This is a genomic window from Antarctobacter jejuensis, from assembly GCF_052266595.1.
GTDB lineage: Bacteria > Pseudomonadota > Alphaproteobacteria > Rhodobacterales > Rhodobacteraceae > Antarctobacter > Antarctobacter jejuensis.
In genome coordinates this window covers 12,423-28,498 of sequence record NZ_JBQQXJ010000025.1, presented here as the reverse complement: position 1 = coordinate 28,498, position 16,076 = coordinate 12,423, and the positions used below count along the sequence as shown (strand labels likewise).

General features: G+C 63.8%; 9 protein-coding genes. 4 read left to right on the top strand and 5 right to left on the bottom strand.

Annotation, left to right across the window (positions count from 1 at the left end; all coding sequences use genetic code 11):
- Position 1: 1 nt before the first annotated feature.
- The gene (locus tag ACTXGA_RS22835) at positions 2 to 6,052 is read right to left on the bottom strand and encodes a LamG-like jellyroll fold domain-containing protein (protein WP_443397028.1); all 6,051 of its coding nucleotides are present in this window, start codon (positions 6,050 to 6,052) and stop codon (positions 2 to 4) included.
- A gap of 167 nt (positions 6,053 to 6,219) precedes the next feature.
- Positions 6,220 to 6,873, bottom strand: a complete 654-nt coding sequence (locus ACTXGA_RS22830) for a LuxR C-terminal-related transcriptional regulator (protein ID WP_443397027.1) — start codon at positions 6,871 to 6,873, stop codon at positions 6,220 to 6,222.
- Between the two features lie 35 nt (positions 6,874 to 6,908).
- On the opposite strand from ACTXGA_RS22830, the gene ACTXGA_RS22825 reads away from it, so the two are divergent.
- The 4 genes from ACTXGA_RS22825 to ACTXGA_RS22810 all read left to right on the top strand — a co-directional run bounded on the left by ACTXGA_RS22825 (position 6,909) and on the right by ACTXGA_RS22810 (position 11,771).
- Positions 6,909 to 8,915: a sensor histidine kinase gene (locus ACTXGA_RS22825; RefSeq protein ID WP_443397026.1), complete on the top strand. Its 2,007-nt coding sequence runs from the start codon at positions 6,909 to 6,911 to the stop codon at positions 8,913 to 8,915.
- The gene (locus ACTXGA_RS22820) at positions 8,912 to 9,247 is read left to right on the top strand and encodes an EF-hand domain-containing protein (RefSeq protein ID WP_443397025.1); all 336 of its coding nucleotides are present in this window, start codon (positions 8,912 to 8,914) and stop codon (positions 9,245 to 9,247) included. The genes ACTXGA_RS22825 and ACTXGA_RS22820 overlap by 4 nt, the downstream gene beginning before the upstream one ends.
- A 111-nt stretch (positions 9,248 to 9,358) precedes the next feature.
- Positions 9,359 to 9,742, top strand: coding sequence for a hypothetical protein (locus ACTXGA_RS22815; RefSeq protein ID WP_443397024.1), 384 nt, complete (start codon positions 9,359 to 9,361; stop codon positions 9,740 to 9,742).
- Positions 9,743 to 9,860: 118 nt separating this feature from the next.
- Positions 9,861 to 11,771 (top strand): hypothetical protein, encoded by a 1,911-nt coding sequence (locus ACTXGA_RS22810; RefSeq protein ID WP_443397023.1) that lies wholly within the window; start codon positions 9,861 to 9,863, stop codon positions 11,769 to 11,771.
- A 120-nt stretch (positions 11,772 to 11,891) separates the two neighbouring features.
- Here ACTXGA_RS22810 and ACTXGA_RS22805 read toward each other — a convergent pair whose 3' ends face one another.
- The 3 genes from ACTXGA_RS22805 to tcuA all read right to left on the bottom strand — a co-directional run bounded on the left by ACTXGA_RS22805 (position 11,892) and on the right by tcuA (position 16,070).
- Positions 11,892 to 13,520 (bottom strand): tetratricopeptide repeat protein, encoded by a 1,629-nt coding sequence (locus ACTXGA_RS22805; protein WP_443397022.1) that lies wholly within the window; start codon positions 13,518 to 13,520, stop codon positions 11,892 to 11,894.
- 71 nt (positions 13,521 to 13,591) lie between these two features.
- Positions 13,592 to 14,695: a tricarballylate utilization 4Fe-4S protein TcuB gene (gene tcuB, locus ACTXGA_RS22800; protein ID WP_443397021.1), complete on the bottom strand. Its 1,104-nt coding sequence runs from the start codon at positions 14,693 to 14,695 to the stop codon at positions 13,592 to 13,594.
- The gene (gene tcuA, locus ACTXGA_RS22795; RefSeq protein WP_443397020.1) at positions 14,685 to 16,070 is read right to left on the bottom strand and encodes an FAD-dependent tricarballylate dehydrogenase TcuA; all 1,386 of its coding nucleotides are present in this window, start codon (positions 16,068 to 16,070) and stop codon (positions 14,685 to 14,687) included. Before tcuA ends, tcuB begins: the two co-directional genes overlap by 11 nt.
- Positions 16,071 to 16,076: the final 6 nt, after the last annotated feature.

Genomic DNA, 16,076 nt, shown 5'->3' with positions numbered 1-16,076 from the left:
GTTACAGGATGAAATCGCCCGCTGTCAGCCCGGTGGTGCCGGTCAGTTCGATTTCGGCCTCGGCCGCAAGGTCGGCGTCGGTGTTGAACTGCACGATGCTGTTGCCTGCGACCTCTGTCACCCGGATCTGATTGGTCCCGGTGAAGGCGGCGCTGCCGACAAAGGTGAAAACGCCCGGTGCCATAGCGGCGACGTCGATCACATCGGTGCCGGTTTCGAAATCCAGCACCTGATCGCGCGACGCGCCCAGTCCGGCCTCTGCGGTCGAGGCAAAGACAAAGGTGTCCGCCTCACTTCCGCCGGTCAGCAGATCGGTGCCAAGGCCGCCGATCAGCAGGTCCGCACCGGCACCACCGTTCAGTTCGTCGTTGCCTCCATCGCCGCGCAGGGAGTCGGCTCCGTTTCCGCCGGTCAGCATATCCGCTCCCTGACGTCCGATCAGCACATCCGCGCCGTCGCCACCGTCCAGATGGTTGTTCAGATGATTGCCGCGCAGCACGTCACCAAAGGCAGTGCCGGTGAGGTTCTCGACCGACAGATAGCTGTCGCCGCGCGCGTCCCCGGTATTGGCAGCGGCATTGGCCAGATCCGCGATCAGCCCGGCGGAGGCCGAGGCGTAGTCGGCCGTGTCGGTTCCATTGCCGCCGATCAGGCGGTCCGCCCCGGCATCGCCGGACAGCGTGTCATCGCCGTCATAGCCGATTAGCGTGTCATTGCTGGCACCGCCCGCCAGTCGGTTGGCGGTGCCGTTGCCACGCAGGCTGTCACTGAAGGCGCTGCCGATCAGGCCCTCGACATCCAAGTAGCTGTCGCCCGCCGCATCGCCGGTGTTCAGGGCGCTGTTGCCAAGGTCGGCGATCACCGCGCCCGCGGCCGAGGCATAGCTGGCCGCGTCGATCCCCGTGGCGCCGATCAAGCGGTCAGCCCCGGCGCCACCCAACAAGGTATCATCGCCGCCGCGGCCGATCAGGGTATCGTCCCCGCTCAGCCCGGACAGCAGATTGGCGGCGTCATCCCCGCGCAGGCTGTCCGCGAGTTGTGACCCTTCGAGGTTTTCGATCCCGACATAGGTATCCCCGCGCGCGTCGCCGGTGTTCAGGCCGGTATCCGCCAGATCGGCGATCAGCCCGGCCGCCGCATCGGCGTAAGAGGCGGTGTCCCGCCCGGTATTGCCGACAAGCCAATCCGCCCCTGCGCCGCCGGTCAGAATGTCATCGCCGCCAAGCCCGTTCAGGATGTCATTGCCCAGGCCGGCGGTCAGCCGGTTGGCCTGCCCGTTGCCAAACAGCCGGTCGTTTGCGCTGCCGCTGGTCACATGTTCAATGCCGGTCAAGACGTCCAGACCGTGGCCGGTATCCTGCGCGCCGGTGATGCTGAGATCCACAGTGACGACATCCTCTCCGGCGTAGGACGCTGTATCCTCTCCCGCGCCGCCGATCAGGCTGTCGTTGCCAAGGCCGCCGGTCAGGTCGTCATTGCCAAGGCCGCCGTCGATCAGGTCATCGCCTGCACCGCCGTTCATGGTGTCATTGCCGCCACCGGTCTGGCTGACGATCTGGGGCACTGGTCCGGTGCCGCTAATGGTGCGCGGGGTCAAAGGCGCACCGCCAAGGTCATCTGCCATCTGGCCGGTGGCAGGATCGGGGCGCCACAGGGACACAAGACCCGGCTCGGTAACAGGATCGACCGAGCCAAAGGCCTTTTGCGCGATCTCGCTGGCGCCCATGGCGCGGTTCCAGAAGCGGACCTCGCCGACCTCACCCTGCAGCACCTGGTTGGAATTGAAGGCGCCGTTCACCGCATCCTGTTCCTGACCGAAGATCAGCGATCCGCCTGCCGTCAGCCCGCCAAAGATCGAACCGACCGGGGCGCGATAGCTGTAAACCTCTTCGCCATCGACATGCAGGCTGAAGCCCGCCTTGTCCCTCGATCCTACGATTCCGGTCACCGTGCTGAGCGACAGGGCGATGCGATGTTCCTGTCCGTCGAACAGCGAGGTGATCGGCTCGTTGGTTACAAAGTGCCGGCCGTCGACCCAGATTTCGAACCCGTTGCTGCCGGGGTTGCCGTAGATCAGCAGCTCGTTGTCGGTGCCGGGCACCGCATAAGACAGGAACGGCGTGTGCAGTGTCCCAAGAGGGGCGATGGCGCGGAACATCACGTCGACGGTCAGTGATCCGCCGGGCATGTCGCTGTATCCGTTCAGTGCCAGCATCTGGTCCCGCGTGCCGCCTACGTTCATGGCAAATGCCGGGGTGTCCTGCCCGTCCAGCAGGGTGTCGTTGCCATCGCCGCCCGACAGAACGTCATTGCCGCCCAACCCGACCAAAAGGTCGTTGCCCGCGTCCCCGGTCAGCTGGTTGCGCAGGTCATCGCCGGTCAACCGGTCATCCGAGAGCGATCCGGCCACGTTTTCAATGCCGGAGAAGACGTATGTGGAGGTCGTGCCGGTCGACAGATCGGTAAAACCGCCGATCCCGTCGGCAAGGTTGATCGTGGCCCGCCCGGGCGTTTGCGTCGGCTGCCAGTCCGGCGTTCCATCCGCCAGATCGCCGGTCTGGTTGGGGCCAAAGCTGGCGGTGTCGATCCCGGCGCCGCCCTGCATGTCACCGCCGCCCAGCCCGACAACCAGCAGGTCGTTGCCGTTGCCGCCCAGCAGGGTGTCCTGCCCCAACCCGGCAAAAAGCACGTCATTGCCCGCACCGCCGTCGATCAGGTCATCGCCGTCCTGCCCGTTGAGATTGTTGCCAAGGTGATTGCCGGTCAGGCTGTCGTTGTGGACACTGCCGCGCAGGTTCTCCACACCGATGGCCGTGACCGTTGCGTTCCCGCCCACAGACAGGTCAAAGGTCAGCGGCCCGACATAGTCAGAGAAATCTGCGATGTCGGATCCCGGTCCACCAAAGAGGGTGACACTGCCGGAGCCGCTGAACAGGCGCAGGATATCGTCACCATTTCCACCGGACATGAAGTCGGTTCCGCCAACGAACAGGCTGCCTTCGGCATTGCGCAGGTCGTCATTCCCGTCACCGCCAAGGATGCTGTCGTCGCCAGAGCCGCCGATCACGGTATCGTCCCCGGCATCGCCCGACAGCAGGTCCAACCCGCTGCCGGAGTGGCCAAAGATCACGTCGTTGCCCAACCCGCCCGACAGGGTGTTGGCGTGGTCGTTTCCGGCGATGAAATCATTCTGCGCGCTACCGGTGACAGCCTCGAACGCCGCGATTTCAAGATAGGATTCCCCAAGCAGGATGTCGTAATCCGCCCCCGCCGCCAACTGCCGTTGCAGACTGTTAAACGCCAGGTAGTCGGTCGGCCCCGGCAGATCGGCGGTGCCCGGTTCGTGGCCCTCTGCTAGCCCCCCGTAGCCCAGCTTGCCCGGGTCGCCGAGGTAGTCGCCGGCCAGGTCGACGGCCCAGCCCAGATCGCTGCCGGAAAAGTCCAGCCTGTCGACCTCTGTGCTGCCCGTAGGTTCGGTCCGTTCGCTGCCGTTCACCAACAGCCAGCCCGGCTGCGTGATCCTGACGGTGTCGTTTCCGCTGCCGCCTTCGATATTGGTGCGCCCGGCAGTCGGGCGGAACAGATCGTCCCCGTCACCTCCGTCATAGTAGTCATGCACGGTAAAGCTGTTCTGGGAGTCAGCCGTGTCCCAGAGCGGGCGAAAGTTGCTGAGCCCGCCATCAAAGATGTCGTTGCCTGTGCCGCCGTAGTAGAAATCCTGACGGGCGGAGCCGGTGAAACGGTCGTTGCCCGCGGAGCCGTAAATGGCAAAATTGCCCTCCGTGGTGTCCGTGCCGGTCAGGGCGCCCGTCGCATCGTACTTGCGGATCCGGTCCACCGTCCCGTCGACGACCACACGGCTTGGCAGCATGGCATCGATTTCGGCCGGTGACAGACCGGCAGCGGTCAGCGATGGAAACCCGGCAAGGACCTGTTCAAAGTCCTCACCGCCATACCAGATCGAACTGAAATTTCCGCGCTCGTTGACGAAGTGATCATTGCCGGTTCCCGCGACCATCGCCTTGAACCCGACAGTCGACGGGTCGAGCGGATCGTAATCCACGGCAGTCGCGATGACGGTGTCATTGCCCGCGCCGCCGATCATCAGATCCCTGCCTGATCCGCTGAGCAGAGAGTCGTCGCCATCCAGCCCGCGCAGCACGTCATTTCCGGCACGGCCGTCCAGACGGTTTGCCCCGTCGTCGCCCCACAGCCAGTCTTCGTTGTCGCTGCCGGTCAGGTTTTCGACGTTGACGTAGAGGTCTTCGGAGACGAAGGGCTGACGCGCATCGCCCGGCGCGAGCAAAGAGGCGAAATGCGCGCTGCCCGCTTCGCCAAGATAAGAGCCGACGTCGATATCGCTGCCGCCGTCGATCCGGTCAAACCCGTCGCCACCTTCAAGGAAGTCGTTGCCGCTGCCGCCATAGATAGAGTCGTCCCCACCGCGCGCGGTGATGTAGTCGTTCTGCTGGTAGGAGGCGATGCTTTCGCCGCCATCGGTGCCGAACATGAAATCGCGCGCAGGGGCGTTGGGCACACCGGGCAGCGACAGCCCGTCGCCGTCGGTTTCCCCGTTCGCGGCATCGTAGAAATAATCGAAATCGCTGATGTGCAGCGTGCGATCCTTGAAGATGAAATAATCGACGTTGGTGATCACGTCCGTGCCAAGGTCTGGCCCGGTCGGCGCGCCGTGGGTGTGACTGACCGTGATAGCCCCGGTGGCGGTGTCGCGCTTGAAGCTGAACTCGCTCAGGTATCCCTGCAAGATCACGCCGTCGGTGTAATCGACGCCCGACACCGTATCGTCGCCGCCGCCATCGATGATGTCATCCCCCGCGCCGCCTATCAGGATATCGTTGCCAAAACCGCCGTTCAGGAAGTCGTCGCCCAAACCGCCCGAGATCAGATCATCGCCACCCTGGGCGTTGATCTGCGTGCCCCCGGCGATGATCCCGTTGGGGTCGCGGTTTGCGAAACCATCGTATCCGATGGCAAGGTTCGCGCTGCCATCAAGGATGATGTTGCTTGGATCGAAGGGGGTGATCAGCTTGCGCACCTCGATGGTCAGGTGGCCGATATCATCGCGCAACCGCGCCATCAGGTTGGGGTCCAGCGCCGCGTCCAGACCGGGCGTGCCAACCGCCAGCCCGCCGAATTGGGTATCGAAGCGCGACAGATCGGCGTCGATGCCGGTGAAAAGGCTGAGTTCGGGGACGAGGCCGTTGATGACGTCTGCCAATTCGTCGAACAGCGCCGTTACACCAAGGCTGTCGAGGATCGGATCCAGCACCGGGTTGATGACCGCTTCGATCACCGCCTCGGCGGCATCCAGTGCCCATTGAACCGGCTCCAGCGCGTCGTTCAGCAGGTCCATCGGTGTCTGCAGGAAATCGACCTTGCCGATCATGTCGGCAAAGTCCTTCGCCGCCGACAGAAGGCCTGAAACCGACGATGGAAAGCTGCCAAAGACGCCATCGATCCGCGCCTTGAGCGTGTTGATGTCATCGGCCAGATCGGTGATGCCAGACGTCGCGCTGTTCAGGTTGCCGGCGATGATGTTCGCCTGATCCAGTGCATTCTGCAGCTCTGCCGGGATGGAATGCGCGGTCTCGATGCCGGTGGCCGCATCGGCGATGCCATTTTCCACCGCCGAGAGTTCCGCGACAGAGATTTCCAGCCCGTCGCGGACCACTTCCAGCCCGTTGAGCAGGCTGTCGACGCGCTCCTTGAAGGTGCCGAACTTGCTTTCGACGTTGATGCCCTTTTCGACTTCGTCGGCGCGGGCCTCGACCTTGTCGATCACGCGTTTCAGGATCGGTGCGACGCTGGACAGCGGAGGGCCGACCTTGGACACCAGTTTCATCGCATTGCTCAGGCCCTTGGCGATGCTTTCCAGCTTTTCAGCGTCCTCGTCGATGTCTTCGAGCACCTCGAAGACGTCCTTGACCAGATCGAGCGCGTCGATCGCGCCATTGACCGCATTTAGCGAGGTTTGCGCGGCTTGGCGGGTGTCCTGAATATTATCGTTCAGCAGTGAAATCTGGCTGGGCATTGGAATAGCTCCGTCAAAACAATGGGGCCGCAGGTGCGGTTTGGAAAAAATCTATACGGGAGCAGACAAACGGAGGATGGGGTCGATCCCCCATTCGACGATCCGGACCAAACGGATGCGCAAATCATCCTGCGCGGTTTGGGCCGCACCTGTCCGGAACGGGGGCCTTACAAATCGGCCGAAGGGGCGATCAGACCTTCACGCAGGGCATAGGCGATCAACTGGGCCACGGAATGCACGTCCAGTTTCTGCATCAGGTTGGTGCGGTGACGGTCGACGGTCTTGGCGCTGATGCCAAGGATCTCGGCGATTTCCTTGTTCGATCTGCCCGCGACGATCAGGTTCAACACCTGCCTTTCACGGTCGGACAGCGGCTGGACCTGTGGCGCGTTCTCCAGCATCTGCGCAAAAGCCGTGCCGATGTGGCGCCGTCCACGCAGGATGCCCGGCAGGGCGCCGAACAGTTCCTCATTGTCTTCGCCCTTCGAAAACAACCCATCAACACCGCTGGCAACCAGCTCGCTGATCTTGCCGATGGCGGTCACGCCGCTGAGCACCACAACCCTTGTGTCCGGGGACCACCGGCGCGCCTCGATCAGCACTTCCAGCCCGCCCGCCAGTGGCATCTGAACATCAAGCAACAACAGGGCAGGGCGGTGCTGACGGACAGCAGCAATGGCGGACAGGCCATCCGCCGCCTCGGCGACCACACTGATGCCTGCCGGTTCCACCAGTCCCGGACTTTCAAGAGCGGCACGCAGCCCGGCGCGGACAATGGCGTGGTCGTCGGCCACAACGGCATGGAAACGGGGCTCTGTCACTGTATGCTCCGTCAAAGCGACTGGGAGAGGTTTGTTTGCGCGCAGTTCTAGCACTTTTCCTGGCCTGTTCGATGGTTCTCTTTTCAGCGGCGGGCGTGAAGGCCGAGCCGCCGAGGCCTTTTATCCTTGATCCCGACACACCGGCGCAGCAATTGGCGGGCGCCATGCGTTTTGCGCCTGACAGGGGCGATACGCTCAGCGATCTTTCGGCGCGATACGCCGAAGGGCTTTTAGATCCGTCTTTCACTGAGGCCGCGCGCCAGTTGCAGCCCTATCAACCGCTCTGGGCGGTGGTGGAAATCCAGAACGGCGCGCCCGCCGATGGGCGCCCGCCCGACGACTGGCGGCTGGCCTCTGACATCTACGGGCTGATCGCTCTGGACGTGTTGTTGATCCGGTTGGGGGCCGAGACGGAGCAACTGCTGGCGCATGACATCCGCCAGCCTTTTGACCCGTCGGATTATGCGGTCAACCGCTTGGTCAGCGCGCCCTTCGATCTGCGACCCGAGGAGCGCGCGCTGCTGATCGTGCGCATGGTGCATGGCCCGACAGAGGCGCTGGACCTAAGCCTCGAACGGGGCGAAACCGTGCGCGCAACGGCCTTTACCGGCGGTTTGTCATTGGCGGCCTTCTATGCCTTCCTGTTGTCCTGCCTGCTGATCTTTGCCGTTTTCAGCCTGTTGATACGGGTGGAGATTGGCCTTGCCTACGCGGTGCTGTTGTTGATGGGGCTGGGGTTCGTCGCCTATCTTGACAACTTCGGGTTCCGATGGCTTTACCCGCAGCGGCCGGACCTGCATCTCCCCTTGGGCGTGGTTTTGTTGCTGATCGTCACCTCGTTGGGCTATCTGACGGCGGCGCTGTCGCTGGTGCGCCTGTCCGGCGTGACACGTTTGCGGAAACCCTTGATCGCCCTGTTGATCGCCTTGGCCGCCTTGGCGGCGATCTGCCTGCCGGGCGCAGTCCTGCTCTCTCCGGATCTGATGGTGCCATGGGCTTATACCCTGTTGGTCGGGATGCTGGCGGCGCAGGTCTATGCAGCCTTTCACTGGGACGTAATGGGTAAGGCGCAGCGCCCGGTGTCCCGGCTTATCCCCTTGGTCGCCCTTGTCGGGTTGGGCGGGGTGGTGGTGCTGGCGATGGCGCGCAGTCAGCCAGGCGACCTGTCCATTCCGTGGATCATCAAGGGTACATACGGCGCGCTTGCCCTGACGATCATGGCGGGGTTGTCGGCTGGGCTGATCGACATGCGGCGGTCCCATGCCGCCGCCCTGGCCCGAGAGGTGGAGGCCGTGCGCAAAGAGGCGCAGGTCACGCGGGATCTGCTGGAGGCGGAGCGGAACCATGCCCGGATGCGGGACCTTGCGGACCAGCGGCGCATGCAGATGGCCAGCATGTCTCACGATATCCGGCAACCGCTCAGCGCGCTGCGCCTGACGTTCGAGCGAATGACCCGCGATGCGCCACCGGACACGCGCGACCATCTGCGCGAGGCCTTTGACTACCTCCAGACACTGACCGCCGGTCATCTGGATCAATCGAAGGAGGAGGTTCTGGCGGAAAATCGGCATGTTCACGAGGCCGCATCCGAAGAGCGCGTCGATCCTTATCCGCTGTCCCTGGTTCTATCTGCTGTCGGTCAGATGTTCGGCGACGAGGCGCGCGCGAAGGCGCTGGAACTGCATATCGTCCCCTGCACCGCAGAGGTCAGCGTTCCTCCGCTGCACCTGATGCGCATTGTTTCGAATCTTGTGTCGAACGCGGTGAAATACACGGTCAATGGCCGGGTTCTTGTCGGTGTCCGCAGGCGGACCGATCACCTGCTGGTGCAGGTGTTGGACACGGGCCCCGGCATGACGGACGAAGACCTGAAACGCAATATGCAGGCCTGGCAGTCCGGCGCATCCAGTCAGGGTCATGGTCTGGGGCTGGCGATATGTCAGCAGCTTGCTGCGGAGAACGGGCTTGAACTGGACGTGGCATCGCGGCCAGACCGGGGCACGGCCTTTTGCCTACGCATCCCCAGAGAGGTGAACACATGATACGTTTAGCGCTCTGTTTTCTGGTGGCGGTCTGGATGGCCACGCCGGACCGGGCAGGGGCCCAGACCACTGTGCCCGGCGCAGGTGTCGTGTCGCCCAGCGAGGTCGACGCCTTTGTTCGGGCGGACGCAAACCGCGATGGGCTGCTGAGTTTCTCCGAATTCCGCGTTTTCGTGCGACAGATGGCGGCTGCCGGACAGTCGACAGCAATCACGATCCGCAGTTTCGGGGCCTATCGTCTGGCCTTTCGCAGGGTCGACCGTGATCGCAACGGGTTCGCCACACCGGGCGAATTGAGGCGCGCGGACGATGGGTTCCGCGCGGGGGACTGAGATCGGGAAACGCTGATTGGGGGATCGGCCCCATTCGGCGCGTGTTGGTTGCAGGCTAGGGTGGCGGTGCCCCGATGGAGCGCCGCGCCCGCAACCGAAAAGGACCGCCCGATGTGTCACCGCCGTTCGATCGCCCTGTGCTGTCTGCTGGCCCTTTCGGGCCTTCCGGCGTGGTCCGAAACGGTGGGGACGAACTCCGCGCCGGTCGGGGATGGGCCGTCCATGGATATCGCCCAACAGGCGCTGGTCAGCGGACGGTACAGCGGGCAATGGCACGACGGCCGGACGCTGGCACAGACCATCGTGATGATCACGCCTGACATGATCACCCTGCAGCGCCATGCCTATTCCTCGACGCCGGTGACGTTTCGCCGGGTCGAACCGGACCTGTTTCGCGACCGCGACGGCAATACGCTGACCCTGATCGACCCGGAGCGCGTGATCTGGCGGGACCGGGCGGGCGATCTCAGCGTCGTCTACACTCGGACGCCGTAAGCGCCGCCAAAATTTTTTTCGATCTGTCCGAAATGCGCCAAGGACGCGGGGCGCTGTCGCGTCATACACTTGTAGGACGGCTTTTCTGCTGTTCTCGAACGACCAGGAGCACAAGACCATGACGAAATCCATTTTCCTTCCGGCCCTGTTGGCCACGACCTGTCTTGCGGGTATTGCATTCGCCTCGCCCGAGATCACCCGCATCGAACTGGGGCAGGCCGGGATTGCCCGATACACATTTATCGCCCCGACAGAGGGCAACACGCTGTCCTTTGACGTGCCTATGCGCGATTCCGACGACGTTCTGGCCTCACTGGTCGTGCGCGATCCTGCGGGCGGTGTGATCGACCTGCAGACCGATACGCCGGGCAGCAGCCTTGCCGCGCTGGCGGACACGATCTTTTCCGGCGGTGTGCCGCGCACGACCGAAGGGCTGGTGCGGGCCATGATCGGCGAAACGCTGGAGGTCACGACCGAGCGCGGCGCCTTTACCGGCCGCGTGATGGGCGTGTCGGAGACGCCGATGGTTGAGGATGGCAATGATGTGATCCGCACGTCGGTCCTGATGCTGACCAAGGACGGCGTGCAGGAAATCGTGCTGACGCCGGGCGCGCAGGTCACCTTTTCCGAGGCTGTCGCCCAACAGTTGGCGCGCGCGATGGATGCAGACCGGCGTGACACCACATCCCGCCGGTTCGACCTGACGCTGGAGGCCTCCGGTGTGCGGGATGTGGAGCTGTCTTACGTGACAGAGGTGGCCGCGTGGAAAAATTCATGGCGGCTATTGCTGGACGAAGGCCGTTTCCAAGGTTGGGCCACGGTCGAAAACGTGTCGGGGCAGGACTGGATCGACGTGGCGCTGACGCTGACGACCGGCTCTCCCGTCGCTTACCGGCGTGAGATGATCGACCCGCTTTATATCGCGCGCAACGATCCGCCGCAGGGGCCGCGGCCCGTGACGGTTGCGCCGGACACCGGCGCCTTTGCCCGCCTTGCCATGAAGGCGCCCGCGCCGATGGCCTCCCCGATGGCCGAGGCTGCTTTCGCAGATGCGATCGCGCCGTCCGGCACGGCGCGCGCCGGTCAGGCACTGAACAGTGCCGGGATCCTGCGTTATGCCATGCCGCAGCCTGTCGATCTGAAAGAGGGGCGCACGGCGAACCTGATGTATCTGGACATGCCGATAGAGCCGAAAATCCGGGCGCTATACCGTCCGTTGAAGACCGGGGATGACGTTCTGCTGGCCGCCTCGTTGCAGGCGGATGAGGCCCTGGCCCCCGGCCTTGTATCCGTGCAGGACAGCAACGGCTTTGTCGGCGATGCGCCGTTCACGGGCATGTTGGCAGGCCAGACGCGCCTGTTGCCCTTTGCATCGGCGACCGGCGCGCAGGTTCTGACGGACCGCACCCAGAACCAGCGCGTGACCGGCATGATTTCGGGCGGCGAACAGGTGACGGTCAACCTCGTGACGCTGCGGACAACCCGCTACGATGCCTCGGTGCCCGAACAGGCAGGTTTGTTTTCGGTCGAACACCCCGAAGGCTTTGGCGAGTTGGACAGCGCACCGGGAGAAGTGGAACGCGGCGACGGTTTCGTGCGCGTCACGGTGCCGGTCGAAAACGGAGAGGTTTCCCTGTCAATCGTGGAACGGGCCCGCAGCAGCCGCCAGATGACGCTTGGCTCGCAGGAATTCGAAGGCTTTGTCCTCGACGTGCGCGCCGGGCGGATCGCGGTGGCTGAGCCCATGGCGGCGGCATTCGATACCGCGCATGAGTTGATGCGCCGCGCGCGCGCCGTGGGGCAGGAAATCGACGCACAAGAAGCCCGGCAGCGCGATCTGTCGTCCGAACAAGGGCGCTTGCGTGCCAATCTCGATGCTGTCGAACAGGACGCCCTGCGCAACCGCTATCTGAAATCGCTGGACGAAACAGAGACACAGATCGCGGACGCGGCGGACAAGCTGGCCGAATTGCGCGCAGAGCGGACGGCCCTCGGTGATCAGCTCATTGCCCTGTTCGATCCGAAATGACGGGCGCTTTCTGACGCTTAAAATGGTGGATGGCCGGATCCGGTACGGGTTCGGCCATTGCGCGTTTCCACCTGAAAGAAGCTGCACCGCTTCAAGTCCAGGCAAATCCCAGAGCGGCGTTCAGCCGGAACGGCAGGCGCAACTGGCGCGGATCGGAATGTCGGCCCGGGCCAGCGCCTGATCGAGCTGCGCCTTTATGTGCTGCCGTTCCACCGCTTCGCCACGTCGGATGAGGCATTCGTGCAGCCCATGCAGCGCCCAGACGTTGCGCGGGTGCTGGCTGGGCCGGGGCAAGGATCCGTCAAGGCCAAGGTCGGCGCGATAGACCGCCTCTGCCTCATCGTGTTGTCCCGCCTCCATCAGCAGCGCGCCAAGCGCGTGGCGCGTGGGCTGCGGCCATCCCCAGGGTTCTTCGTACATCAGCCCGTCATCCAGCGCGACGGCCCGGCGCAGATGATCCAGCCCCTCGGCTTGCCGCCCGGCCTTGAAGGCGACCTCGCCCCACATCATCGCCTGCGCCACGGCCAGCACGTCGCGGGCGGAGTTGTTAAAGAGCATCCGCTCCTCTGGCACCTCGGCAAAGGCCGTCTCAAAGTCGGCGCGGGCGCTTTCGGCCTCCCCGTGGCGTCCGAGATTGGCCAGCGCCACCGCGCGGGCGTAGAGGATCAGCGCGTTTGTGGTCGTATACAGTGCCTTGTCGCGTGGAAGCTCCAGTTCAAGCACCTCGGCCCACAGGCCGAAGCGGATGTAGACATGCGGCAAGGCGGCGACGAAGGTTTCGAACAGGTCCGGATAGACGCGCACGACCTCATCGGGCACCTCGTCCCGCAGGCGTATCGCCGCGTCCAGCGCCGCCGCCTTCTGTCCAAGGAACATCGCGCCGTAAAGCGCGAAGTGCAGGTTGTGAATGCGGTAGAGCGCATAGAAATTCGCACCTCCCGCGTAGGCCTTGAATTTCTCGTCCACCCGTGCGGCGGCAAGGTTGCGGGTCAGCACGTTGTGATAGTCGCCACACAAAACATCGATGTGCGACCCCATGTGAACCAGATGCCCGGCGTCCGGTACCAGCCCGGTCAAACGGTCGCCGTGGCGCAGGGCGCGTTCGGGATGCGGCGACATCTCCATCAGGTGTATATACATGTGCAGCAGCCCGGGGTGATCCCATGCGCCGGGGGTCTCTTCGAATGCACGGTCAAGCACGGCCATTGCCTCGACGGTCGACGCGTCGGGGTTCGGCACACCCTGTCGGAACTCCCACAATTGCCAGGGCGTGCGGTTCATCAGGGCCTCGGCAAAGACAAACGCAATGTCCAGATCATCGGGATAGGCCTCAAAGATCGGCCTCATGGCGGCGGCAAAACCGTCGTTGAACGGCTGGTAGTCTTCGATCTCAGGGTCACGCGGATAACGCAGGGCCAATGCCTGCAACAGTGCCCGTTCCTCCGGCGCGGCACCGTCCAGTGCCAGGCCCTCGGCCAGCGCATCATGCGCGCGGGCCAGCGCCGGGGCCTTTTCCTCCGGGCTAAAGACTTCCCACGGCTTATTGTAGTTCGGGCCGATGGCATAGGCGATGCCCCAATGTGCCAGCGCGCACGCGGGATCGGCCGACAGGGTCTTTTCGAAACAGGCGATGGCCTCTTCGTGGTTGTAGGCAAACAGCCAGTTCAGGCCGCGGTCGAACCAAAGCTGGGCGTCATGAACTGTGCTGGCAGGTCGGCCATATTGACCAAGGTCGAAATAATCCGTCACGAGCAATGCCCCAAATGAAAACGCCTGCGCCGGTAATACCACAGCGCAGGCGTTTTCGGGAGCGTTTGACCTCAGGTGCGGTTGGTCGCGGTGAGGTTGGCATCCTGCGGGGCGGGGCGCATGCGACGGGCGTCATGGGTCAGGGCTGCCATGCGGAAGAAGCCATGCGCCATCTTGGAATAGGGCGTCAGCAGGAAAAAGGTCAGCACCGCGCCCAAGTGCAACGGCAGCAGGGTGCCCACGGCTGACGTCCCGGTCGCCGCATAGAGGGCAAGGCCCGTGGCGCTGACAAGGAACAGCAAGAGGACAAAAGCCATCTCACCGCCCCAGGCGGCGGGCGCGCCAAGATTGCGGTCCGCCTTGGTCTTCAGCCAGGCCAGGCCAAGCGTGCCAAGGCACAGCAGCAGGCCACCGGGCACGCCCAGCAGCTTGGGCAGGCTGAAGAAACCATAAGGCGCCTCCATCCCGAAACCATAGTGCAGGACCGTGCCGCTGGAGGTGGAGGCAAAGCACAGCAGGAAACCATAGAGCGTAGCCTGATGGAAATGACGTCGCGCCTGCGAAAACCGGTCCTCATCTTCGAAGTTGCAGCCATCGCCGTGACCGCCTTCGAGGTTTTTCATCCGGCCCGCGGATTTCATCGCCGTCCAGATATCCCCCAAAGCCACGTCCCCACCGTCGACGCTGCGCCAGTAGCTGCGCAGCGATATGCCAATCGCCACCAAGGGCAGCAGGAAGGCGGGCAGAAAGATCGCCACCATCAGGCCATGTGACATGACGGCGTAGAAGCCCTCACCGCTGGCCGGTTGCAGGGCGCGTGCTAGCCAGAAGATGAAGGAAAAAGCCAAAACCAGACCCGCCGCGATGGCCAGGCCGGACCGATCGAACAGCCGCGCAAAGCCTGCGGGCCATGCGTTGGCCTTCCAACTGTCTTGCCGCACCTCTGCCAGCGCCTTTGGCAGGTTCAGGTCGAACTCATGCGGGGCGGTGTACTGGCAGGCGTAATAGCAGCCACGGCAGTTGTGACACAGGTTGGCCAGTTGCGTGATGTCGCCGTCGGAAAAGGCGCGGTCCGCGTGCATGGCGGGAAAGACCGAACAATAGCCTTCGCAATAGCGGCAGGCGTTGCAGATCTCGGCCTGACGGCGGGCTTCCTGAATGAGGTCAATTTGCATGGGCTGCGGCCTCCTTGCCTGCGATGCGCCCGAAGACGGTGCCGATGGTCATGCCGAAACCGGCAAGATACCCTTGGCCAAGGATCGATCCGGCCATGGTTTCGCCCGCGGCCCAGAGATTTGCCACGGGGCGGTTGCCGATGCTGCACTGGGCGTTTTCGTCAACCTTCAGGCCGAGATAGGTAAAGGTGACGCCGGTGCGCAGCGAATAGCCGTAAAAGGGCGGTTCGGTGATCGGGCGCGCCCAGTTGGTCTTGGGTGGGGTGATGCCGGTGGTGGTGACGCCGTCCAGTTCGGTGGGGTGAAAGCCAGAGGTGTCGCCACAGGCTGCGTTGAACGCGTCGACCGTGGCGCGCAGCTTGTCGGCGGGCAGGTCCAGCTTTGCGGCCAACTCCTCCAGCGTGTCGGCCTTTATGGGGGGAAAGACGGAGGGCATGAACAGGTTCAGCGACTTGGCGTCGATGATCACATATCCCACCTGATCCGGCTGACCGGCCACAAGGCGGCCCCAGATCGCATAGCGCTTGGGCCAGACGTCCTCCCCCTCATTATAGAACCGTTCGGCGTTCTTGTTCACCACGATGGAAAAGGGCACGCAGTCCAGACGGGTGACGATCCCTCCGTCATATTTCGGCGCGCGTCCGTCGATGGCGACAGCGTGGCATTGGGTCGGGTCGCCGACCTGTTCGATGCCCTGATCCAGAAGATCGGCAAGAACGACGCCGCGATTGTATGGGGTGCCGCGGATCAGGAAGTTCTTCGCCGCCGGTCCCCATGCCCGCGCCAGCCAGTCTGTATCGGCTTGGAAACCGCCGGAGGCCACGATCACGGACTTGGGGCAGACGCGGTGAGTCTGGTCGTCTTGCGTGTAATCGATGGCCGCAACCCGGTCGCCGTCCATCTCCAGATGTGTGACAGGGGCTTCGTACTTGACCTCGACACCCAGTGCTTCGGCAGTGCGGTAGTAGGCGTTCACAAGGCCCTTGCCGCCGCCAAGAAAGAACGCGTTTGTCCGGGCCAGCGACAGCGTGCCGGACAGGGATGGCTGAAACCGTACGCCATGCGCCTGCATCCACGGCAGGCATTCCTCGGACGTACGGATCGCCAGACGGGCAAGGTGTTCGTCGGTCTTGCCGTCTGTCACCTTCATCAGGTCGGCGAAGTATTCCTCTTCGCTGTAGCTGTCGACCAGCGGACCCAGCGGGCCGGAATGCATGCAGCGAAAATTTCGGGTGTGGCGGGAGTTGCCGCCCCGGTAGGGTTTTGGTGCGGCCTCCAGGATCAGCACGCGGGCCCCGGCCTCTGCTGCCGTGATGGCGGCACAAAGCGCGGCGTTCCCCCCGCCGATCACGACGATATCAGGCTCATTGGTCATGGTGGC